The organism is Pseudomonadota bacterium (assembly GCA_018823135.1).
Taxonomy (GTDB): Bacteria; Desulfobacterota; Desulfobulbia; order Desulfobulbales; family CALZHT01; genus JAHJJF01.
This window is the reverse complement of sequence record JAHJJF010000065.1, coordinates 43,817-65,300: the sequence shown is the minus strand read 5'-3', so window position 1 is coordinate 65,300 and position 21,484 is coordinate 43,817. Positions and strand designations below refer to the sequence as shown.

At 46.3% G+C, this 21,484-nt stretch carries 21 protein-coding genes; 10 read left to right on the top strand and 11 right to left on the bottom strand.

Annotation, left to right across the window (positions count from 1 at the left end):
- Window positions 1-6: 6 nt before the first annotated feature.
- The 6 genes from KKE17_06705 to trmFO form a co-directional block, all read right to left on the bottom strand.
- Entirely contained in the window at window positions 7-1,272 is a 1,266-nt protein-coding gene (locus tag KKE17_06705; GenBank protein MBU1709678.1) for a zinc-ribbon domain-containing protein, read from the bottom strand.
- Window positions 1,273-1,333: 61 nt separating this feature from the next.
- Window positions 1,334-2,590: a cytochrome-c peroxidase gene (locus KKE17_06700; GenBank protein ID MBU1709677.1), complete on the bottom strand. Its 1,257-nt coding sequence runs from the start codon at window positions 2,588-2,590 to the stop codon at window positions 1,334-1,336.
- 53 nt (window positions 2,591-2,643) lie between these two features.
- A complete protein-coding gene (locus KKE17_06695; GenBank protein ID MBU1709676.1) occupies window positions 2,644-3,516 on the bottom strand; it encodes a FixH family protein in 873 nt (290 codons plus the stop codon).
- Window positions 3,517-3,640: 124 nt separating this feature from the next.
- The gene (locus KKE17_06690) at window positions 3,641-4,219 is read right to left on the bottom strand and encodes a M48 family metallopeptidase (GenBank protein ID MBU1709675.1); all 579 of its coding nucleotides are present in this window, start codon (window positions 4,217-4,219) and stop codon (window positions 3,641-3,643) included.
- Between the two features lie 90 nt (window positions 4,220-4,309).
- On the bottom strand, window positions 4,310-7,324 hold the full coding sequence (locus KKE17_06685) for a ChaN family lipoprotein (GenBank protein MBU1709674.1): 3,015 nt from the start codon (window positions 7,322-7,324) through the stop codon (window positions 4,310-4,312).
- Between the two features lie 118 nt (window positions 7,325-7,442).
- The gene (gene trmFO, locus KKE17_06680; GenBank protein ID MBU1709673.1) at window positions 7,443-8,789 is read right to left on the bottom strand and encodes a methylenetetrahydrofolate--tRNA-(uracil(54)-C(5))-methyltransferase (FADH(2)-oxidizing) TrmFO; all 1,347 of its coding nucleotides are present in this window, start codon (window positions 8,787-8,789) and stop codon (window positions 7,443-7,445) included.
- A 397-nt stretch (window positions 8,790-9,186) separates the two neighbouring features.
- Between trmFO and KKE17_06675 the strand changes: the two genes are divergently transcribed.
- Window positions 9,187-10,593, top strand: a complete 1,407-nt coding sequence (locus tag KKE17_06675; GenBank protein ID MBU1709672.1) for a glycosyltransferase family 39 protein — start codon at window positions 9,187-9,189, stop codon at window positions 10,591-10,593.
- A gap of 394 nt (window positions 10,594-10,987) precedes the next feature.
- Here KKE17_06675 and KKE17_06670 read toward each other — a convergent pair whose 3' ends face one another.
- Window positions 10,988-11,635 (bottom strand): adenylate kinase, encoded by a 648-nt coding sequence (locus KKE17_06670; GenBank protein MBU1709671.1) that lies wholly within the window; start codon window positions 11,633-11,635, stop codon window positions 10,988-10,990.
- Window positions 11,636-12,049: 414 nt separating this feature from the next.
- Here KKE17_06670 and KKE17_06665 point away from each other — a divergent pair, with 414 nt between their 5' ends.
- The 5 genes from KKE17_06665 to KKE17_06645 all read left to right on the top strand — a co-directional run bounded on the left by KKE17_06665 (window position 12,050) and on the right by KKE17_06645 (window position 14,460).
- The gene (locus KKE17_06665; GenBank protein ID MBU1709670.1) at window positions 12,050-12,388 is read left to right on the top strand and encodes an Hsp20/alpha crystallin family protein; all 339 of its coding nucleotides are present in this window, start codon (window positions 12,050-12,052) and stop codon (window positions 12,386-12,388) included.
- Window positions 12,389-12,483: 95 nt separating this feature from the next.
- Window positions 12,484-12,939, top strand: coding sequence for an Hsp20/alpha crystallin family protein (locus KKE17_06660; protein MBU1709669.1), 456 nt, complete (start codon window positions 12,484-12,486; stop codon window positions 12,937-12,939).
- A gap of 52 nt (window positions 12,940-12,991) precedes the next feature.
- Window positions 12,992-13,393 (top strand): Hsp20/alpha crystallin family protein, encoded by a 402-nt coding sequence (locus tag KKE17_06655; GenBank protein MBU1709668.1) that lies wholly within the window; start codon window positions 12,992-12,994, stop codon window positions 13,391-13,393.
- A gap of 87 nt (window positions 13,394-13,480) precedes the next feature.
- Entirely contained in the window at window positions 13,481-13,816 is a 336-nt protein-coding gene (locus KKE17_06650; GenBank protein ID MBU1709667.1) for a divalent-cation tolerance protein CutA, read from the top strand.
- Window positions 13,817-14,259: 443 nt separating this feature from the next.
- Window positions 14,260-14,460 (top strand): cold-shock protein, encoded by a 201-nt coding sequence (locus KKE17_06645; protein ID MBU1709666.1) that lies wholly within the window; start codon window positions 14,260-14,262, stop codon window positions 14,458-14,460.
- Between the two features lie 369 nt (window positions 14,461-14,829).
- Here KKE17_06645 and KKE17_06640 read toward each other — a convergent pair whose 3' ends face one another.
- The 4 genes from KKE17_06640 to KKE17_06625 all read right to left on the bottom strand — a co-directional run bounded on the left by KKE17_06640 (window position 14,830) and on the right by KKE17_06625 (window position 18,317).
- On the bottom strand, window positions 14,830-15,261 hold the full coding sequence (locus tag KKE17_06640; GenBank protein MBU1709665.1) for a hypothetical protein: 432 nt from the start codon (window positions 15,259-15,261) through the stop codon (window positions 14,830-14,832).
- Between the two features lie 11 nt (window positions 15,262-15,272).
- Window positions 15,273-16,106 carry a bifunctional hydroxymethylpyrimidine kinase/phosphomethylpyrimidine kinase gene (gene thiD / locus KKE17_06635; GenBank protein ID MBU1709664.1) on the bottom strand — a complete coding sequence of 278 codons (834 nt, stop codon included), beginning with the start codon at window positions 16,104-16,106 and terminating at the stop codon, window positions 15,273-15,275.
- A gap of 11 nt (window positions 16,107-16,117) precedes the next feature.
- The gene (locus KKE17_06630) at window positions 16,118-16,585 is read right to left on the bottom strand and encodes a peptidylprolyl isomerase (protein MBU1709663.1); all 468 of its coding nucleotides are present in this window, start codon (window positions 16,583-16,585) and stop codon (window positions 16,118-16,120) included.
- A gap of 301 nt (window positions 16,586-16,886) precedes the next feature.
- Complete coding sequence (locus KKE17_06625) at window positions 16,887-18,317, bottom strand: hypothetical protein (protein ID MBU1709662.1); 1,431 nt, start codon at window positions 18,315-18,317, stop codon at window positions 16,887-16,889.
- 652 nt (window positions 18,318-18,969) lie between these two features.
- On the opposite strand from KKE17_06625, the gene hisI reads away from it, so the two are divergent.
- The 4 genes from hisI (at window position 18,970) to KKE17_06605 (ending at window position 21,163) form a co-directional block, all read left to right on the top strand.
- Window positions 18,970-19,347, top strand: coding sequence for a phosphoribosyl-AMP cyclohydrolase (gene hisI / locus KKE17_06620; protein MBU1709661.1), 378 nt, complete (start codon window positions 18,970-18,972; stop codon window positions 19,345-19,347).
- Window positions 19,344-20,216, top strand: coding sequence for an ATP phosphoribosyltransferase (locus KKE17_06615; GenBank protein ID MBU1709660.1), 873 nt, complete (start codon window positions 19,344-19,346; stop codon window positions 20,214-20,216). Before hisI ends, KKE17_06615 begins: the two co-directional genes overlap by 4 nt.
- A 1-nt stretch (window position 20,217) precedes the next feature.
- Window positions 20,218-20,799 (top strand): ribosome biogenesis GTP-binding protein YihA/YsxC, encoded by a 582-nt coding sequence (yihA, locus tag KKE17_06610; protein ID MBU1709659.1) that lies wholly within the window; start codon window positions 20,218-20,220, stop codon window positions 20,797-20,799.
- A gap of 151 nt (window positions 20,800-20,950) precedes the next feature.
- The gene (locus KKE17_06605; GenBank protein MBU1709658.1) at window positions 20,951-21,163 is read left to right on the top strand and encodes a hypothetical protein; all 213 of its coding nucleotides are present in this window, start codon (window positions 20,951-20,953) and stop codon (window positions 21,161-21,163) included.
- Window positions 21,164-21,484 lie beyond the last annotated feature (321 nt).

Here is a 21,484-nt window from a genome sequence, read left to right as displayed (position 1 = left end):
ATCGCGTTAAATTATTCCGAAATCGAATATCCCCCCATCAATGTCAAGGTAATCGGCAACCCCTTCACCAGCGGCCTGGGCAGCTTTGGCGTCCTGGCTGATTTTCTCAAACGCCGGAAGGCCATTAAATGCGAGATATTTACATCGGAAGTTCATGGTTCTGGTAACAACCCAGGGCGTTGCGATGCCGATGGTGAAAATAAACAGCAGGATATTGCCGACAATAAGATGAAACAGGGCGCCGCCGGTCACCGTTGATTTGAAGGTCATTCCCGGAAATTTTGTGTGTTCCCAGTGATAGCGCTCAAGCCGGGCCATGAACCAGAAAAAAGTAATTCCAAAGGTGAGAAGTGCGAGCAGCACGGCAAAGAGAAACGGCATGAAAAGATCTTTACCTTTGCCGTCATAGGAAAACGGCGTGTTGCCGTAATTGCTGTTGTTGAACCAATAGGCGCGCAGTCTGGTCTGGAGAAAAGGATAGAACATCCCCAGAGTCAGCAACACCGCCAGGTTGCCCCAGACATGCAGCCAGATGCCCTCCCGGAATGTTCCCCGGAAGGATAATCGGATACCTCTCCAGGAGCTGCGGCTCAGCCGATACCTGGCGCAGCCCACTTTTGCAAAACCGAGCAGCGCCAGGAACGCTACATAAAAGACTCCCATGAAGGCCATGTGTACCCCTTTCAAGACATTGACCAGGCTATATTGCAGCAGGTTGATCACCAGATACCCGAAAATGATAATCCCCATGCCCTTGAGCCAGCCGATAAAAAGTTCCTTGCCGGTACCGAAGTAGGTGAATCTGGCGTCCATGAGTTCAAGTTGACTGTAGAGATATTTTCTGACCCTGGCTTTCCCCCAGAAACGATAAAAGCCGAGAGTGATAATTCCCAGAAGAAAATTTACAAACTGGATGCCGAAAAGCGTGCCGCCGTTGCCGTGAAAAGTCAGTTTGTTTATCGCAGGCGTATCGGTGGAATATATTGCGGTTTCAGTGAGAATCAGTGGAGGGGGCGTGTCGTTTTCAGAAGAATCCGTGGCGTCTGCTGATTCTCGGGCCTCCATTTCATGAGGATGCATTGCTTCTCCTGGATCGGAAGTTGCCGCATCAGGTGCATCCGGCTGTGGGGTTGGGTTTGTTTCATCCGGAGAGATCGTAAAAACCATACTGCAGTTCGGGCATTTGATCTTGCCGTGGGTTCTATGGACTTTTTCTTGTTCAATGGACCCTGATGATCCGCATTCTGGGCACTGGACGCGGATGAGCGGCATGTTTCCTCCTTATGAAAGTTTTCGGCAGCAACCCAAGCAACTGGTTAATTGTCGCTGACTTTTACTGCGATTGAACCGGAGCGCTTAATGAACCAAGAAAGGATTCAAGATAAAGCAGATCTTCATCGGTCAATTCGCCATGTATGATGTCGGTGGCAAAGCCTTTGTTTTTGCCTGACGTTCGTTTTTTTGCCTCTTGCTGATAAAAGTGCAGCACTTCGGTAATAGTTTTGAACTGGCCGGCATGCATGTAAGGTGGCCGGTCAACAACATTTCGCAAGGATGGGGTTTTAAAAGCTCCGAGGTATTTTGTCGTGTCGGTATCGATATATTGCAGTTCAGCACAATCACCTGGTCCGGCATCACTATGGGAACTCAGGCAATTAAACTCGTTTGCCATGACCTGGGTGATCCCTGCGGCACGTCCGACATCCCTTTTCAGACCCTTGCGGTCCGGCACGCCGACATTATGGAAATCATTGTTGGTGAATAATGGTCCGTTATGGCAGTTGATGCATTTTGCCTTACCAATAAACAGTTTGAGGCCGAATGCCTGGTCGGGGTTTAAATGCTTAACCGCCTCATCAAGGTCATTATTTAAAATTGCCTGAACATAGCTATCAAAGGGGGCGGCGCTGGGCATAATTGTCCGGACAAAGGCGGCGATCGCCTTGCCGATGTTTGCGAAAAAAATACTGATCGCTTGCCGGTCCTTGGTGTCAATGGCGTTCCAGAGCGCGTGTATTTCTTGATTATCCGTGGCGGGTCGGGCTTTGTCGGAGTATTTTTCATCCAGTTCAGGAACGGGGCCGAAAACGGTTTCGTATTCTTCGCGGTAGAACTGGTGAATGATGATGGCGCATTTTGTCCTGCTGATCCCATGCTCCAGCGGATTTTCAATAGGTCCCAGCGCCTGACTCCACAGGCTGTCGGCGCGTCCATCCCAGAACTGCCAGGGGCTGTATGCCATGCCGGCAAGGGGCATGGATCTTCTGGTGGTATCCTCAATGCCGTGCGCCAGCGGCAGATTATCGGTAAAGGTTTTTTCCGGAATATGGCAGGTGGCGCAGGATACCTTGCCGTTGGCGCTCAGGCGTTCATCGGAAAAGAGTTTCTTTCCGAAGGATACGGCCCCGGGCTTGGTGTCATAGGCGTTTGAAGGGTCATCCGGCAAGGGGGGGAGCGAGCCGAGCCACAGGGACTGGAGGAATTCTTTTTCCTCACTAGTCCAGGTATGAACATCCGGATGGGCGGCATAAGAAATTCCGGGAAAAAGATAGATCAGCAGGCCTGTGGAGATGAGAATTTTTTTGAACATAGTCTTTATCATTTTTCGCAATCTCGTTGCAGTTGTTTTCCTGGGAACAAGCCTTATTTGAGATCGAGATTGAAGGTCACGGCATCAGTGCCCTGGGGCGTGTCCAGATAAAAATTCACCGCCCACCAGCCGGGCATGGTGAACTTCATTCCCTCAATGATATAGACACCCGGTTCGGTCTCCATGGTGGCTTGGGGTTTTGTCGGCATGCCGTGGCCGTGCTCCGGCATGTCGCCGGTTATTTTGATTTTGACATCCGAAACCGGTTTGCCGCTTCGGTCATGAATTTTAAGGGTCCAGGAGTGGATCTTGTTCAAGGGAATCCTGTTCAGGTCTGTTGCATAGGAAACATTCAGCAGTTTGCGCTCTGACACCGTGCTGGTGGTGAGATTGATTTTTTTCGGTTTTTGTGTCGGCTGGTCAGGATGGCCCTGGGAGGAATGCATGCCTTCATGCCCCATATTTTTTTTAAGCGTTACATCGGGAAAAGAAAAAACCGCCTTATCAAGCTGGTTTCCTGCAAGAATAGTTATGGTGATTTCCCAGAGGCCTTCCATGGTAAGATTGACATTGTCGACATTGTAGAGCCCTGCGCCGATTTCGGTGACCACCGGTTCTTCCATTACCCCATGGTTATGTTCCGGCATGAAAGGGGCCACTTTGATGCTTGCCTCTTCGAGATCTTTGTTGCCCTGGCCGTGAATGATAATATCAAGGGAATTGGGACCGATGAAAAGATCCCCTCCTTTAAGCACCATTTCAACACTGAACAGATTGTTTTCAGTAACCGCAAAGAGGCTTTCGGCATAATGGGCCTCGAATTTGGCATGCTTGTCGCCTTGGTGTTCGTGTCCGCTTCCGGTCATGTGCTGCATATTGCATCCATACAGGCTGAGAATAATCAGTGCGGCAAGAAAAATCCTCATAAGCATCTCCTCTTTAGTGGAATTTTATCTTTATACTAAATGGTTCGGGATAATTATTATAATTGTTTTTTAGATTAAACGCGGAGCTTGGCACTTTTCTGAACATGATAAGGCGAAGACGCATTTATTCAAGAAAGTGAAGTCGGTATCTTTTCAGACGCTTTCTCAATGAGACTGCATCGGGGACGATGCCTTCCAGTGCAGCCCAGAAAAGCGGCCCGTGGTTTTTTATTCTGGTGTGCACCAGTTCATGGATCAGAATGAAATCCATGAGTTCTTCCGGGAGACTTAGGAGCTTTAGATTGAGATTGATATTGTTTTTGGAAGAACAGCTCCCCCAGAGGGTTTTCTGATTCTTGACAAAAACTTTCTTGTAATGATAACCGTGTTCTCTGGCAAGGGCGTCAAGCCGGGACAGCAGTTTATCCCGGGCCTGGGCTCTGCTCAGTGCGTTGTTTCTCACCGGCAGATCGCCGTGTTCAATCTTTGTTTGCCTGAGCCGTGCAAGGCTTTGCGACATCCAGGGGATTTTATTGAGAATGAGCTGCTGTGCAAGGCTGAAAGAAATGCCCTTGGGGACTGCGACGCGGATGCCGTATAATGGCATGACTGTAATGCAGAGCCGTTTGGCGCGATTGCTTCGTTCAAGGAGTACCGGACCGACACCTGGAATTATAATGGATTGAGATGACGGTTGTTTCATATGAATTTGATTTCCTGCCGGTTATTGCCTGGCAAATACTATTCGAAAAGTCAATACGATCAAACCTCATCGAATGGCATGAAAGTCGGGTTAGAGTTTGACCTCAATATCAATTTCCTTATCCGATGAAAAGAAAGACCCTTGCCGCTTGACTTTTACCAACACGGGTTTATCGGTTTTTTTGAAAAGCATTTCAATTTTTAATGCAGATATGTCTGGGGCAGCCACACCGTCTATGGTCAGGATAATATCTTTTTCTTTTATCCCTGCCTGTTTTGCACCGCCGTGCTCTGAAAGCTTGGTAACCAGAATGCCAGCATCGGTGTCCTCGAGTAAAACGCCTAGAATGGCTGCCTGGGGCAGGGAGGAAGACGGCATGTGCACCAGATAATCAGCATGATTCGGATCAATCTCGCCATCAGCGGCATTGACCACAACCGCCTGTTCAACGTCAATTCTTCTTTTCACTCTCGGCGGGATGGCATTTTCCTTCACTGCGTGTCCCTGGCCAATGATAACAACCATTTGATCATCGGGGTGTTGTCCAAGATAGCCGGCGATGGTCTCAGCCATGGTTTCATCCCACAAGGCCTGGGATTGCAGGAAATTATTGAATTTATCCGGTTCGGTGTCTGAACGGCTATGAAGCATGTAAAAGCCGGCAAGCCGCTCTCGATATCCGGGGATATCCAGAGCCCGGTCATTAGGGATTGACTCGTGCTGCTCTCCGTCAAGCCCTGACACCCCATCGCCCTTGAATACTGTGCTGACAATTTCTTTTTCGAGATTGAGGGCGACAATGGGCACGTGATGCAGGCGGGCAAAGTTGATAATGTCGCGATACAGGCGATAGTCGTAACCCCATTTTTTGAAGTAGGATGATTCCTTGAGAAAGGTTCTTTCGTCGGTTTTTCTGGCAATGTAATTATCAATCGCCTGCTGGTCGACTCGTGAAAACATTTCCATGCCGATGGCCAGGTTGGGGTTCAACTCGTACAGCGCCCTGATAATTTCAAGCTGCAGAATGTGGTCCTCGTAGCGCGTATGGTTTTCTCCGACATAAACCACCCTTTTCTTGGCTAGGTCGTTGATAATCGACTCGAAAGCCAGGGTCTGCCTGGTGGCGAACCCCCGTGGGGGTGGCTTCAGGTGATAGCGTTGTCCAGATTCTGTTGCTTTAGTTTCCTTGGATTGCAGGCGGCCGTTTTCAAAATGCAGATAACTGTATTTGCCGTAATGCTTGAGTTTCCCCAGGGCGGCATTAAGCTCATTGTCTGTGGAGGCACTGACCAATATCGCAGTGGTTTCGATATTTAACGGATTGGTCCGGACATCAAGGGTGAAGCCGGATTCTTCGTGGCCTGCGGTTGCAAAGATTGCCCGGGCCGGCGCCAGATCGGCACCCATGAATATCACCGAATGCCCGGCAAGCAGTTCATCCGTTGTTTCCGCGGCAGAGATCACATGGCCTTCTTCAAAGTGAAACATCTCGAGCAGCGGCCCATAAATCGTCTTCTCGGACTTGTCTTTGACCACCGCAAGTTTATGGGGTTCTCCCAGGAAGCGTGACCATACGGGCGGCAGTTCATTGCCGGTGAGTTGGCGCATGAGGTCGTAGTTTTGGTCGATTATCAATTCAAGGGGGGTCTGGGTCAGGGGGATTTCAATCGGGGTTTCCTTTTCAGTGACGGAAACTGTTTTGTGGATTTCTCCGCCCATGGTTTTGATCAGCATCGGTACTTCGAGTATGTAGGCGTTTTCGTTTTCCTGGACAAGTTTGAAAAGAAGAACGGGTCTACCGTCTCTTTCTTCCGATTTGAGGTCAAGCACGACAAGTTTCGGGATGTCGGTGCGCTCAAGCCATTGGGAAAAGAATTGGTTCATATCGGAACTGGTGACTTTCTCAAAACTTGCTTTAAGGTCGTCCCAATCCGCATCGCGGCCCTGCATTCTCGTGTAGAAATCGCTTATTGCCTTGAAAAACACCTCATCATCCAGCTTGGTGTAGAGCATGTGAAAGACCATCATGCTCTTGGAATACCCCACCGCCGCATGGGCTCGCTGGGTAGGGTCGAGATGGAAGGCGGAGGTGAATTGTTTCAAGGAAATGGCATTGTCCTTGTTCACATAGCTGGCATATTTTATCAGTTGATTCTTACGGAAAACCGCATCCTCGTTTTTGTCCCGGTCATACAGGTGGTCGGCGAGATAAGTAGTCAGGCCTTCTGCCCAGTTGCCGCGAGCATAATTAATGTCAACGCTGTTTCCGAACCAGGAATGGACTACCTCATGGCCAAGGGAGGTTTGGGTGATAAACGGCAGGCGCACCACTGCCTGGCCCAGAAGGGTATAGGTCGGCATGGCAAAGCCGGTTGGCAGCCGGTTTTCCACCACGGAAAAACGATTGTAGGGATATGGCCCGATGAGTTTTTCATAGCGGTCAAGATACGAGAGTGCCATTTCCTGATACTCGGCAACAAGGTCTTTATCTTCCGGGAAGAAATAGGTGTAAAGCGCTTTGCCGTTGCCGAAAGGAGTTTGTGCGATAACATAGGGGCCGGCGGTGAAATGAATGTCATTGACCGGATACGGAAAAAGGAACTCAAATTCTTTGCCCCGCGGGGTTGAGGTCTGTTTTATTTCCTCGGCCTCGGCGATTGCTTCAAAATTTTCAGGGACCGTTGCGGTGAGCTGATGGATTGCCTTAAGATCAAGCACCGGATGCCAGTGACCGCTTAAAGTTATGCCTGCTTTGCTGACCAGGTTGCCATGCATGCCGTTTTCATCGGCTAATTTTTTTTCAAATGAAATGGAGACGATTTCGGATTTTGCGGCAGGTTCCAGGGAAAGGGTTTTCTTTGAATCGTCTAAAGTGAAACCGGAGCCGGTATAGGAAAAACCCAGGATAGTCAGGTCTCCTAAATGAATAACTGCCCTGGTATCCGGTGGCAGTTCGATAAACGAGGCACCGGTAAAGGATGGTGCTTCAAGGTCAAAGGATATTTTAATCCTGTGCAAGGCTGGAGTTTGCGCCGCATTGATTTCTTTTACACTGAAAAAGCAAAGGGTAAAGACAAGAAAGGGAATCAAGAGCCAGGTATTCATTTTAGAATCCTTGTTGCATTCGTAAAAAGTTTCGTTGTCATCAACAGGGCCTGATAAAATTAAGAGGTTGGGTGCAGAATGCCTGTCGGCAGAGTGATTTTTACTGGGATGATAACCCTTAACTTCCTGTATTGATGGAGTTTTCTTGAATCCATTGCTGCAATGCTCTGAGGGCATTTTCTGCACGGTATTGTCCTCTTAATTTTTTAGGTATTTTTTGGGTGAAATCCGGAAAAAGCCCGAAATTAACATTTGAGGGCTGAAATTTTTTCACTTCCGTATTGGTGAGGTGCGAGACAAGTGCACCCAGCGCTGTAACCACCGGTGGGACAATGAAATCCTCACCCCGCACCGACCGTGCGGCATTTATTCCGGCAAGGATTCCCATGGCGGTTGATTCTACATATCCTTCCACTCCAGTCAGCTGACCGGCAAGGAATATATTGTTTGCTCCCTTGAATTTCAGCGTGGGATCAAGCACTGCCGGGGCACAGACAAAGGTGTTCCGGTGGATGCTTCCCAGGCGGAGGAATTCCGCCTTAGCCATTCCCGGAATCATCGAGAAAATCCGTTTCTGTTCGGCATAGGTGAGTTTGGTCTGGAAGCCCACCATGTTGTAGCTTGATTTTTCACGGTTTTCCTGGCGAAGCTGTACAACGGCATAGGGTATTTCACCGGTTGTCGGGACTGGTAAACCTACGGGTTTCAACGGTCCGAAGCGAAGGGTTTCATCGCCCCGTTCAATCATCACCTCTATTGGCAGACATCCTTCAAAGTATTTTTGTTCCTCAAAAGACTTGAGCGGCACTTTCTGGGCGTTGCGAACAGCCTCAATGAAATTTATGTATTGCTCCTTGTTCATCGGGCAGTTGAGATAATCCCCCGGGCCTTCCTGGTAGCGTGAGGCCTCATATACCGTGTTGTAATCAAGGGAGTCAGCAGCGATGATCGGCGCGATTGCATCATAAAAAGCCAGGTGCCTGACTCCGGCAAGAACAGCAAGGGCCTCTGCCAGAGAATCCGAAGTCAGCGGCCCGGTTGCAATGATCACCGGCCCTTTGCTCTGGGGAATTGCGGTTATTTCATCCCGCACCACAGTGATCAGCGGGTGGTCCTGGATTTGCCTGGTGATTGACTCGGCAAATTGTTCCCGGTCCACGGCCAGGGCTTTGCCGGCAGGCACTCGCGTCTCTTCTGCGGTGGCGATGATCAGCGAGTTGAGTTGCCGCATTTCCTCTTTGAGCAGCCCCACGGCGGAGTGAATATCTGCGGAGCGTAAAGAGTTGCTGCAGACCAGTTCCGCAAGGTTCGGTGAGACGTGGGCCGGGCTGAATTTATTCGGCTTCATGTCATAGATGATTACCGAACAGTTGCGGTTTGCCGCCTGCCATGCGGCTTCGCAGCCCGCAAGGCCGCCGCCGATGACGGTTATGTCTGCATTTTGTTGTGGAATTTCTGATTTCATGGGTTCCATTAATAATTATTTCTTTTAAGAAAGCCAGACTTTTTCTGAATATCCAAGAAGATGATTTAAATATCTGATTACCATTAATCTTCCGCCAGTTCCTGGTAGCCACACTTAAAGTCAAAATGACAACTGTTGTAACGGATTTTCAGGGAATGAAGATTCTATGGGACGATTTGATCCGACAAATGTAAAGAACCGCCCTCGCTATTCTGCGGCGTGGTAGTTCTTTGCTGGTGTGGGATTTGCATGAATAGTACCGGAAATATTCCGGAGTTGAAATTGGAGCAAGGGTGTGATAGGTTGCTTTTTGGTCCGGCAAAGTCGAGTTTTTTTTAAAAAAAATCGATGAAAAGCTGTTTTTTATAATCCTATCGCTAACTATCAGCCATTTATCTTGAAATTAAATTGTATAGTAAAAGATCTCTTTTTTGTCACGATACTGATTCTTATTGCGTTGGGTTTAAGAGTTTTTTTTCTGATTTATATTGATATCCCTTTTGTATTCAGAAAGTATCCATATTTTGCCGATCAGTTAATAAACGGCATTGACATTAATACCCGCCTTTTGGATTTAAGCCCATTTTATTTATATTTTGTGGCAGCAGTCAAAAAGTATTTTAATACGGATATTCAAACATTAAAATTTCTTCATGCATTAATCGGCACCTGCAATACTCTGTTGTTGTTTCGCTTGGGAAAGATAATTAAAAACACAGGAGTCGGTCTGGTTGGCGCTTTCCTGTATGCCTGCTACGGCAATGGCATTGCCCTGGAATTATCATTGGAACCTCTGGTCTTTTATGAGTTGTTTACGCTTCTGACGGTAATGGTTTTGATGAGTTTTACTGTAACGAAGCAAAACGATTATAAGTTGTATGTCTATGTTTTGCTGGCAGCAATATTTTCCGGGATATCAATATTAATAAAACCTAACTTTGTTTTATTTATCCCGGTCGCGTTATTGACATTCTTTTTTGTTCTTAAGAAAAGAATATCCGCACAAAAAAATTGTATTCTATCGGTAGGATATGTCTTAATAACACTTGCTGTGGTCAGCCCTGTGACCATCAGAAATTATAACAAGTTTAATGATTTTGTATTGGTGACAGCGGATTACGGCAAGGTGTTTTTCCATGGCAACTCGAAAGGTTCAAGCCCGTTTTTTCCGAAGCACCTTCCCTATGAAATACAGGGCTCCTGGGGGCCAGACGGTGAACATGAAAAATTCAGGAAAGCAGCAGACATTTTATCAGGGAAGGCTTTATTGCCCTCTCAGGCGGCCAGGTACTGGGTATCGGTAACCCTGAAAGATATTTTTTCTGATCCGTTCAGTTACTTATTGCTGGAAATCCAGAAGTTCCAGCTGTTTTTTCATGAATATGAAATACATTATCTTCTTTTTCCATTTATAGAATATCAGGAGACTAAGGCTCTGCCGTTTATCCGATACGGATTGATTTCCACTTTAGGTCTATTGGGGATTATCATTATGTTTTCTGAAAGGAAGAAGCTGATTCCGTTGTATGGAATTATTTCCATCTATCTGATTTCTGGAATGATGTTGCTTGTTAGTTCGCGTTATCGAGCACCGGCAGTACCTTTTCTATGTCTTTTTGCAGCCTTATTCTTAAATCGATTCATTGAATACCTGAAGAAAAGAGAGATGAAAAAGATTGCGGTTGCAATCGTGCTATGTTGCATACTCTTTTATATAAATCATTCTTTTTATGCTGATGAAATTAAGTTTCGAGACAATTTCCTGCAAGAGACTTACATCAAGAAAATGACAACAAATAACTGACCTGAATTATGGAGCAAAGCTTACCCCCCGAAAAATAGCGATGCCCGGAAGTAGAATTTTTTCGTAAGATTACTTGAAGGGGATTCTGAGTGAAAAAGTTCATTCAGAATTATGTGAAAACAGGTCAACCTAGTCAATACAAAGAACTTCTAAGGCAGCAACTAAAGTTGTTTCAGTCAACCGAATACCACGCTGCTTTGCGGCGGGGTTGGTTGTTGCAAGGTAGTGTCAAGGGCCACTCATTAAGCGGCCCGGGATTCTTTTATCTAGCAGATTGAAGGCTTTTCTCAGCTTGCAAGAGTCTTATAGACGTTCAAATCCCCTTAAAAAAAACGGCCCAGTCTTAAATAAGAAGGAGCCGCTTTACTGTCATATTTAAAGGAATTGAGGCTTGTCAGATGCCCAGTTCCTTCTTGATCGCATTGACAACAATGTCACTTGAGGTGCCGACGACTTTTTTCAGCAGGCCGGCTTTTTCATAGAAACCTGCGAGGGGCGCGGTTTTTTCATTGTAGGTGTCCAGGCGATGGCCGATTGCTTTTTCGGTCTCATCGGCACGTTGAACGATGGCGCTGCCGCATTTATCACAGATACCTTCTTTTTTCGGAGGCATGCTTTTTATATTATAAATGGCCTGACAGCTTGTATTTTCGCAGGTGCGGCGGGTGCAGAGACGATCAAAGATGACATCGCGGGGCACCTGGATATCGACAACCATGTCCAGTTTGATCTTCAGCTTTTTGAGCAGTTGGGTCAAGGCCTCTGCCTGGGGAATTGTCCGGGGGAAGCCGTCCAGCAGGAAGCCGTTTTTACAGTCAGATTCCTGCAGGCGTCCTTCCATGATTCCCATGATTAATGAATCAGGGACAAGATCGCCGCGGTTCATGTAGCCTTCCGCTTCTTTCCCAAGTTCCGTTCCGGCCTGCACCGCGCCGCGGAGAATATCTCCGGTTGAAATCTGCACCGATCCGTCAAGGGCTGTAAGTAGTTTGGCAACGGTTCCTTTTCCGGCGCCTGGGGCGCCCAGTAAAATAAGTTTCATGTGTAACCTCCTGATTTGTCTTGTCGCTATGATTGGATGTTTCGCGAAAGTGAGAGTGTAGTGCACTACAAATTAAACTTGACTTTAAGGCGAGCAACTATACATGATTTTTCATCGGGATGATACCCTAAATCCTGCTTTTCACGAAAATATTAATTCGTTTCCATGGAAGCCGTTTTGTTGGATTTCATGTCTATGCTGTCAGTCGAGCCGTTCATTGTGGTTTGAAGATCCCGATAAAAAAATATTACCAGGAAGGATTGGTAATCTTGACAACGATTTCCGGGATAATTATTTTTTAAAAAGGAAAAAAACATATAACAATATCAAGTGATTAATGTAAAGGGGGTGAGGTGAAATGACAGGCCTGGTACCATTTAGATCCCGCACTGGTGTTCCGAATTAGTTCCGGATATGGAAGTTGACTGGAACCCTCAACTTGATTTGCTTGAATCGGATGACAAAATCACCGTCAAAGCGGAAGTGCCGGGTATTGAGCCCAAGGATATCGACATTTCCATTGATCGGGACATGCTGGTTATCAAAGGTGAAAAGAAACATGAAAAGGAGGAGTCCGGCGAACGGTATCATCGAGTTGAACGTTCTTTCGGTTCTTTTTACCGGGCAGTGAGATTGCCGGGAGAAGTTGATAGAGACAAGATAGACGCCAAATATACCAACGGCGTCCTTGATATCACTCTTCCAAAGGTTGAAGCGGACAGAAAGAAAATAACTCATGTGAAAGTCCATTAAGCCTGATTCCGTAAATGAAGCAGAAGCGGGTTCGTGATTAAACGGACCCGCTTTTGGATAATCATAAACAGCAAGAAAACATGGAGGAAAAAGTTATGGCGATTATCAGATTCATGGACAGGCCTTTTCATAATCCATGGGCGGATTTTGAGAAAATGCGGCGTGAAATGGAGAGGTTGTCAAGTGGAGGCGCCGATGATTATGGATTTCTGCCAAGGGTGACGGTGTATCCGGCGATAAATATTTCAGAAGATGAAAACACCGTGTTGGTAAGAGCAGAGGTGCCCGGCGTTGATCCTGCTGATCTGGACATCTCCATTGAAGGTGAAACCCTGACAATCAAGGGTGAACGTAAATCAAGCACCGCCGGACAGAAACATTCCTACCACAGAAGGGAAATCGAAACCGGCCGTTTCAGTCGCGCGGTCACGCTGCCCACCAAGATTAATCTTGAAAAGATTGAGGCAAAGACCCTTGACGGATTAATGACAATAACATTGCCCAAGGCTGAAGAAGTAAAGCCCAGGAAAATTACTGTTCGGGTGGATTAACGGAATGCGGGACTTTATGTCTTAACGTGTCGTAAAGAGCGGAGGAAATCATATGACTGAAAAAGAAATGCGTGTACAGGAAAAGCAGGAAGTTTCAGGAAACGCCGAGTCAACCAAGCCTGTGAGGCGTTTTATCCCGGCCGTGGATATTTTCGAAACCGAGGCTGCGGTGACGGTGCAGGCGGAAATGCCGGGAGTAAAAAAGGAAGGGGTTGATATAGATCTTGACGAAGGAATTCTGACCATAAAAGGTACCCAGGATGTCGAGGAAAAGAGTGGGGAAAGAGTGTTGCTCCGCGAATATGAAGTCGGCCATTTTCTGAGAAAATTTTCGATTTCCGAAAATATCGACCAGGAAAAAATTCAAGCAACCATAAAAAACGGCATACTGACCTTGATTCTTCCCAAGGTGGAACCGGCAAAACCAAAAAAAGTAGAAGTCAAAATCGGCTGATTGGATTATTCCTTAAACATGGTTAGCGTGAGGCTATATAGCAAAGCCTCCGGGAAAAGATGTTTTGAGGCGTCTGGGGAGGGGAGCATGACAAGGTATATCCAGGTTATTACAACTGTGGAAACACGGGCTGATGCAGAAAAAATTGCCGATGAAATCCTTGGCCTGAGGCTTGCGGCCTGTGTTCAGATAGTCGGACCCGTAACCAGCAAATACTGGTGGCAGGGCAAGCTGGAACAGGCTGAGGAGTATCAGTGTGTGATTAAAAGTCGGCAGGACATCTATCCGGCCCTTGAATCGGCGATCAAGGCAGTTCATCCCTATGATGTTCCGGAAATACTTGCCGTGCCAGTGCTTTCGGGCAATGTGGATTATCTGGCATGGCTTGATGCGGAGCTGCAAAGGGAATCAGGGAAACAATGATGGACGGTCAGGGGGAAAACAGAACCAGGCGGAAAAGGGGGACCCCCAGGATTTTTCGCTGTCATTGCTGTGGGCGTGAATTACCTTACTGCTATAATTGTCTCTGCGGTTTCCAGATCTGTGAAAAATGTTTTGAAGAAAACAAATGGGGCATGAGTAACGGCCCGACCTGGATATGCCCGGATTGCGGTCGTATCAGGATGATGTGACATCAGAACTGGAGTGTTTGATATCGTATGTATATTTAAAGGATAACAATGAATTGCCTCTTTATTTTGTGTTGCTTCTTGAAATATTATCTGGTAGTATCGCCCCAATGTAGAGCAGTTTTTCGTAGTTATTATAGCTATGTGCAGTACCCTTAACCGGCTGTGCGTTCTTTTTTTTACTATGAAAAATCTGTGTAAATTTATTTTGTTATTATGAATAAAGGAGTAAATCAAATGTCAGAAGGTACTGTAAAGTGGTTTAATGAGTCTAAGGGATTTGGTTTTATTGAAGCGGAAGACGGAAAAGATGTCTTTGTCCATTTTTCAGCGATTTCGGGCGATGGATTTAAAACCTTGCGAGAAGGGCAGAAAGTAAAATTTGATATTGTCGATGGTAAGAAAGGCCCGGCAGCTGAAAATGTTGTAGCCTTATAATTTTTTTTCGACCTGATAAAATATAAGCCCCACGGTTAGTATCGTGGGGCTTTTTTTTTGGGAAATCATCGGGACTATTCAGCGATCGTTCCGCAATTACATGATAATGAGTTCTTTTATTGTAAAAAAAAGGCGTACAGGTTTTTTAGGACAGGTGGTGCGAAAAGATGACATTTTCTTGTAAAAACTATGAGTTCGGAACGGATTTCTGCAGAAAGTTGCATGCAGAATGTATTCCGGGCAGACGTGGCTGTGTTCTTGAAGGAAGGGTCGCCGTCAGTGAGGAACTTGCCAAACGTCTGGAGGAATTGGATAAAAAGAGAGAAAAGAAAAAGTGTCGATGAATTTCTATAAATTCAAAGCCAGTGATCACGGAGCATAATTTGTTAATTGATCGAAAGTAATAATCCGCCCGCCGCCTTTATCTGTAATGTGAATTTCTGCATCGTTTTTCCGCTCAAAGGCGGTAATCCTTGTCTCACCAGGAGTTTCGACGACAAAGAAAGATTTTGACATCTCAAGTTCCCTGCCTGAGACAATATCATATACCTTTGCAGTTGCGTCGAAAGTTGCCATTTCGGTTGCGCAAAGATCGGTGTTTCTGATCTGTATTGCGCATTGAATGTCCGTGAAGGTGATGATTCCGTAGATATCTGCGTAAACGGAGTAATTTTTCGGGGAATCAGTCACTTTATAGGAGAGTTTCTTGCATTCTGCAGATTCGGAACCAGCATGTACTGCAATCGGCAAAAGAAACAAAACAAGAAACATCAATACAGACCACTTGTTTTTTAGCTGCATTGTCGCGGGACTCATCCTTTCAGGAGATGCGTGGCAAGGGGTTGCATGGTTTGGCCGATTTTCATTTCAGTGCTTTGCGCAATAAGGCGATCCATAAAATCAACCGTTTTGAAAAAGGCCTGTTGATAATCTCCGGTATGCATGTGAAAAGCCGTGAAAGCCGAGGCGAAAGTGCAACCGGTTCCATGAAATTCAATGCCCTTTGTTCTCGGGTGTGAGGCAATGAATTCATTTCGGTCCTGGGCATGGTTATTTTTCAATACCAGCATGTCGATTATCGTATCTTCATTTTCCTTTAAATGCCCTCCCTTGGTTATTACCGCACGGATATTTGGGTAACGGTCCATCAACAGGTCCATTGCCTGCCGCACTTGATTTTTGTCCGGACAAGGATGAGATGTAAGTTTTTCAAGCTCGATTATGTTGGGTGTGATTACGGTAATTCTTTTCAGGAGATCATCGTGCAGGGCGCTGATCAGATTGTTTTCTGAAAGGGGCTCTCCGCCTGTGGCGGCAAGGACGGGGTCAAAGATGATTTCGCCATTGAAATCAGCCAGGATCAGGCTCAGGGCTCGAGCAATTTCAGCGTTGCCCACCATGCCGATTTTGATATGGGACACAGGAAGATCCGTAAGTACTGTCTTTACCTGTTCCGTCACATAGGAAGCGGCGATCGGTTGAAAGGATCGTATCCCCCTGGTATTCTGGGATGTGAGGCAGGTGATTGCCGCGCCGCCGTAGACCCCGAGCACTGTAAAGGTCTTGATGTCGGCCTGGATGCCCGCACCGCCGGAAGGGTCGGAGCCGGCAATGGACAAGGCTACGGCATAAGGATTTCGGGTCATGGGTTTTTTTATCAGGAGTCGTTGCTTGATGCGCCCGGACTCTCATCAATACTCTGGAGCGTTATCTGGTAGGTGAGCACCTCTCCGGCAAGCGGATGATTGAAGTCAACCACAACTCCGTTATTTTTAACTTCCACAACAAGGGCCGGTACCTGGCGAGGCTGCCCCTCCTGTTCCATTGTCATGCCGACAATCATGCCCGGTTTGATCTCTTTGTTGTCTCCGAAAGTTTCCGGGGGAAAGGTATGGATCAGGGTTTCGTTTCTGGGGCCGAAGGCATCCTCTGGTTCGACCCGGATGGTTTTTGTTTCTCCGATGGTCATCCCTATAACCCCTTGGTCAAAAGCCGGTAATACCTCCTTGTTACCGGTGATAAATGAAAGAGGCCCTGTGTCGGCTGAAGATTCGAATATCTCCCCGGTTTCAAGTACTCCTTCATAGATTACTGTTACGAAATCTTTCAGTTTGGCTCGTTGCATGTTGATATTCCCCACGATAATTTGGCGTTCCACCGGGACCGAATCAAACGGCCTGCCGGAAGTTTTTATAGGATAATTGGTGCCGAATCAGTTGGATGATGCCTTTTCAGGCATTTTTGTCCAGATTACTGATTTTTTTGTGCTGCCAACTTAAGCGCACTTTTTTGTACTGTGTATAACGGCAAAGAACTCTTTTTTGCAATGGTTTTTCAACCTCCCTGGTATCGGTCAAGGACTTAATGACAGGCGCCATTGGCACTGGGACCATTTTGAATGGCAGAACCTATCGGTATACCTGACTCTAGGACTGGATAAATTGTTGGGATTGTTTGTTGATCCTCGCAATTAATTTTCCAAGATCAGGAGGCAGGGGCGTGACTTTAGAAAAGAAGCCCGCTTCTTCCTGGGGAGTGTTTTCTTTAGTTAGTTTGAATTTGAACAAAAATTTTTCAACGCGGTCGCCGTAATCGACAATGGCGTGTTTGAAAAGTGTAAAGAGTCCATTGTAGGGAAATGGTTGTTGGTATGTCTGCAGGAAGACATCGATAAAGGCTGTCATTTTTTCAATGGCTTTTTTGTCGTTACCGTAAAAAGTAGTGCAGGCGTTCAGTGCTTGAGAGAGTTTTTCTTCAAGTTCGGCCTCGCTGATTACCGGTGTGCCGGAAATTGACAAAATAAGCAGTTTAACGGTGCGGATGAGCCCGAAAAATCCTGAAAAGAATTCGTCTGCCTTTGCCACGCTGATTGTTTCGGGATTAAGGGCTGCCCCAGGGGACTGAACCTGTTGCCGAAGGTCCTGGAGAAAGGCTTGGCGTATTACCGACTGGAATGTATTGATGTCGTGGAGTAACTCCGAGGCAGTTTGCAGTTCATCCAGAATATGTTCCTTGTATTGAAATTCCGAAATATGTTTGCCCAGCGTCTGAATTATTTTGTCAAGGGATGGAATTATTTTCGGCAGATTCGGGTTTTCAAAAAGAGTCGTGATTTCTTTTTTTATGGTATCAACTGCGGTGAGTTTGTCCTTAAACTCCAATTTTGTATCGTCAAAAAAGGCCTTAAGTGTTCTGATGACCACAAGCACCTTTTTGACGTTATGTGCGACGATCGCTCCGGAAAGTCCTGGTAGATCGGGCTTTTCAACTGTTTCAAGGAGGCTTTCGAGTCTTGCTGCTTTGGCGGCAAACGCAGATAATTTTTCATCATTATTTCTGGAATTATCCTCTTCGGTGACTATGAGGTATATCCTGTAACCGTCCAAAAATATTCCTTCTTTAACGTCCGGTGCGGTCTGCGACAGTTTGATAAGAGTGTCGAAGTTCAGTGCGGTTAATACCTGTTCGTAGGAATCAGCAAGAGGCCTGCCTGTGTCCTCAAGCTGTTGAACAAGTTGAGACAGGCCCGTGCATTTTTTTTCATATTCCAATGTGCGGGTGAGAGCCTGTTGAGGATTTATGGTCTTGTGGTTGATGTCGGTCCTGATATCATCAGAAATGTACTCCAGTTCTTCAAGGTGATACTGGACTGATTTTGCCATATCCCGGCATTCGCTGCAGACCCGTTCAAGATCATTAGGTAGATTGAGTTGTTTCAAGACTACGGGACGAATTGAATCGAATTCAACATGACACCATTGTGACATATTCGAGTGATTCATCAGCTGGTTTGCTGATTGTTTTATGGCGGCAAAAGTTTTGTTTGTCTTTGTAATTTTATCGGTTAGTTCTTCCATATGGGTTTGGTGCCGGTTGCCTCTGGGTCATTCAAAAAAAATATGGGCCACGGGATGCATGAATCAGTTCGAAGCGTGTTGGACGAGGAATAATGTATTATTATTTATAAAAAAGATAATAATTTAACCGATTTGGTTGTTTGGAGTCAATTTTTTTTGCCGGTGAGATAAACAATGTTATATACATGCTATTACCCTGAAGACTTGACAAATCAGCAAGATAAGCATACTTTGTCGGTCTTGTGAAAACCGCAGGCGCTTTGTTTCGAGGGGAGTTAAAAGGACTGCGGATTCTAGGGAGGCGGTTGGTGAGAGCAGGGCGCGGTTTCAGCACTCTCAAATCGTGAATAACGTTGGATCTAATCTGTGAAAAATATAAAAAAAACATCAAGTCTGAAGATGCAGTTTGCCATCACCAGGAAGAATATTGTAAGTTCAGGTCATCGTGTATCATCAATTACCTGAAAAATGAAAGAACGGATGAAGTCTTGCAGGAACGAAAAAAGGATCCGGAAAAGGAGCCAGCAGGCGGCGAGTAGTAAGATTTCCGAGAATTTTTAAAAAGCGGTATTTCCAATCATGGATATCAGGGGAGGCAAAGCTGTTTTCCTTTGATATTTTTCAAAAGCATCCAGGATCGGCTGGGAAAAATATGGATGAATTGCAATTTGAAAAAGGCGGCGGCCTGCTGCCGGCCATAGTGCAGGACTATAAAACCGGCGAGGTGTTGATGCTGGCCTATATTAATAAAGAAGCCTGGGAAAAGACCTTGGAGACCGGCAAGGCGCATTACTGGAGTCGTTCGAGGAGCAAGCTCTGGCTGAAGGGCGAAACTTCCTCGCATTATCAGTTGATAAAGGAAGTCCTGGTGGATTGTGATGAGGACACCGTGGTCTATCGGGTGGAGCAGTTGGGATCTGCCGCATGTCATAAAGGATATGGCAGCTGTTTTTTTCGCAGGGTGGAAGATAAAAAATTTATTGTTAAAGATGAACCGGTGTTTGATCCCGGGGAGGTATATAAAAAATGAATGTATTGAAGCTGGGGCTTCCCAAGGGGAGTCTGGAGAAGGCAACTATCGAGCTGTTCGAAAAATCCGGTTGGCGGATCAAGCTTTCATCGCGGAGTTATTTCCCGGAAGTTGATGATCCTGAACTGGCCTGTTCCATCTGCCGCGCCCAGGAAATGTCACGATATGTTGAAAAAGGGGTGCTTGATGTCGGGATTACCGGTAAGGACTGGATTTGCGAAAATGAATCTGATGTAGTGGTGGTCGCCGATCTCATCTATTCCAAGGTCAGCAGGCGGCCAACCCGGTGGGTGCTTGCAGTACCGGGTGATTCCGATATCAAGGAGCTTGAAGACCTTGAAGGTAAAAAGATTTCCACGGAGCTGGTGAATTTTACCAGGAAGTATTTCGAAGCAAAGGGTATTAACGTTGATATCGAATTTTCCTGGGGGGCAACGGAAGGCAAGGTTGTATCAGGCCTTGCCGATGCCATTGTTGAAGTGACTGAAACCGAGAGCACGATCCGTGCCCACGGATTACGGATTATCAAGGAATTGATGACTTCAAACACCCAGCTCATAGCTAATAAAACCGCATGGGAAGATCCCTGGAAACAGGAAAAAATCAAGAATATGGCCGTTCTGCTCCAAGGGGCGCTGAATGCTGACCGGATTGTCGGTCTTAAAATGAATGTTCCTGAAGAAAAGCTGGACGCGGTGATTGCTCTCCTGCCAAGCATGAACGCTCCGACAATTGCGCATCTGTATCAGAAGAAATGGTATTCCGTTGAAACGGTGATTACTGAACAAAAGGTGCGCGATCTTGTCCCGCAGCTTTTAAAAACCGGCGCTCAGGGAATCATCGAATACTCGCTGAACAAGGTCATCTGATATGTATGAAAATGTCAGCTTTGTGATAAGCGCTTATAGTTTGCGGCAGTTGCCCGAACCGGAATTTCCGGAAATCGCCTTTGCCGGGCGTTCAAACGTTGGTAAATCAAGTCTGATCAACAAGCTGATAAACCGCCGCAATCTCGTCAAGGTGAGTTCCAAGCCGGGTAAAACCCAGAGCCTTAATTATTTTCTGGTTGAGGATGCCTCCTATTACCTGGTGGATCTCCCGGGATATGGTTTTGCCAAAGTGCCTAAGAGTGTGCAGGCCCAATGGCAGGAACTGATTACCGGCTATTTGGAATCCAGGGAGACATTGCGTTGTGTGGTTGTCATTCTGGATATTCGTCATGACCTGAAAGATCAGGACCGTGATTTAGTGGGATGGCTCAATGCCCATAATATTCCGGTGCTTCCGGTTTATACGAAAACGGATAAACTGTCCAAAAATCAGCAGTATAAAAATGCCAAGGCCCTTGATGCATCCCTTGGTATCATCCCTGCCGCGCGGATTCTTTTTTCCGCAAAAACCGGTGAGGGTGTTGATAATTTACGTGTCGGACTTGACCATTTTCTCAGTTAGTGGTTTATTGATATTTCGTGCCTGGGGAGGTGCTATTGGTCGGGGCTGAATGGGTAAGAGGTGGATTCCCATTTGGAGCTTATTTACTGAGGTTTATTGGGGGAGCGTTAACTGTATGTCTGTGATGAGTGACTTGCCCTGCTGGGAAATTATGAAGTGCAGTAACCCTGAAAATTGTAAGGCCTATCAAAATTCCGGAACGCCGTGCTGGGAAATCGTCGAAACACTTGATGATTACCGAAGCACTTTTGCCGTCTGCAAAGACTGTATCGTTTACCTCATGAAGCAGCAGAACTGCAGACTTCCCGATCAGGAAATCCAGACTATTCTTGCCAACCGCGGCGTTTGTATACTCGCTGGATAAATTTTCTGCGCAAAGAACATCAGCTATGCCCCTAACCTGAAAAATTCCTGTCTTCGCATAGATCCTCTTTAAGAAGAAATTGTCCGCCAGGGTTCCGGTCAGCATCGCTCCCTTCGGAGCGTTATCGCTGATCTATCATAATTATCTTGTTCTTTTTCCTGCTCCGGTCCAGAAGTTTGCGTTTCCTACCCACTGCCAACCTGTTCGTTTTACTATTTGTTTTTTCAGCATTTTTCCAGTTTGCCGTTGTTGACAATATGTGCTTGCCGAAAAGCGGTTTTTGGTCCCTTCCCCAAAGGGAAGTGTGCCAATTGTGCAAAA

Bases quoted from the DNA above. Each gene is read 5' to 3' on its own strand.
- KKE17_06705 (MBU1709678.1), bottom strand. From the start codon at position 1,272: ATGCCGCTCATCCGCGTCCAGTGCCCAGAATGCGGATCATCAGGGTCC.
- KKE17_06700 (MBU1709677.1), bottom strand. From the start codon at position 2,590: ATGTTCAAAAAAATTCTCATCTCCACAGGCCTGCTGATCTATCTTTTT.
- KKE17_06695 (MBU1709676.1), bottom strand. From the start codon at position 3,516: ATGAGGATTTTTCTTGCCGCACTGATTATTCTCAGCCTGTATGGATGC.
- KKE17_06690 (MBU1709675.1), bottom strand. From the start codon at position 4,219: ATGAAACAACCGTCATCTCAATCCATTATAATTCCAGGTGTCGGTCCG.
- KKE17_06685 (MBU1709674.1), bottom strand. From the start codon at position 7,324: ATGAATACCTGGCTCTTGATTCCCTTTCTTGTCTTTACCCTTTGCTTT.
- trmFO (MBU1709673.1), bottom strand. From the start codon at position 8,789: ATGAAATCAGAAATTCCACAACAAAATGCAGACATAACCGTCATCGGC.
- KKE17_06670 (MBU1709671.1), bottom strand. From the start codon at position 11,635: ATGAAACTTATTTTACTGGGCGCCCCAGGCGCCGGAAAAGGAACCGTT.
- KKE17_06665 (MBU1709670.1), top strand. From the start codon at position 12,050: ATGGAAGTTGACTGGAACCCTCAACTTGATTTGCTTGAATCGGATGAC.
- KKE17_06660 (MBU1709669.1), top strand. From the start codon at position 12,484: ATGGCGATTATCAGATTCATGGACAGGCCTTTTCATAATCCATGGGCG.
- KKE17_06655 (MBU1709668.1), top strand. From the start codon at position 12,992: ATGACTGAAAAAGAAATGCGTGTACAGGAAAAGCAGGAAGTTTCAGGA.
- KKE17_06650 (MBU1709667.1), top strand. From the start codon at position 13,481: ATGACAAGGTATATCCAGGTTATTACAACTGTGGAAACACGGGCTGAT.
- KKE17_06645 (MBU1709666.1), top strand. From the start codon at position 14,260: ATGTCAGAAGGTACTGTAAAGTGGTTTAATGAGTCTAAGGGATTTGGT.
- KKE17_06640 (MBU1709665.1), bottom strand. From the start codon at position 15,261: ATGCAGCTAAAAAACAAGTGGTCTGTATTGATGTTTCTTGTTTTGTTT.
- thiD (MBU1709664.1), bottom strand. From the start codon at position 16,106: ATGACCCGAAATCCTTATGCCGTAGCCTTGTCCATTGCCGGCTCCGAC.
- KKE17_06630 (MBU1709663.1), bottom strand. From the start codon at position 16,585: ATGCAACGAGCCAAACTGAAAGATTTCGTAACAGTAATCTATGAAGGA.
- KKE17_06625 (MBU1709662.1), bottom strand. From the start codon at position 18,317: ATGGAAGAACTAACCGATAAAATTACAAAGACAAACAAAACTTTTGCC.
- hisI (MBU1709661.1), top strand. From the start codon at position 18,970: ATGGATGAATTGCAATTTGAAAAAGGCGGCGGCCTGCTGCCGGCCATA.
- KKE17_06615 (MBU1709660.1), top strand. From the start codon at position 19,344: ATGAATGTATTGAAGCTGGGGCTTCCCAAGGGGAGTCTGGAGAAGGCA.
- yihA (MBU1709659.1), top strand. From the start codon at position 20,218: ATGTATGAAAATGTCAGCTTTGTGATAAGCGCTTATAGTTTGCGGCAG.
- KKE17_06605 (MBU1709658.1), top strand. From the start codon at position 20,951: ATGAAGTGCAGTAACCCTGAAAATTGTAAGGCCTATCAAAATTCCGGA.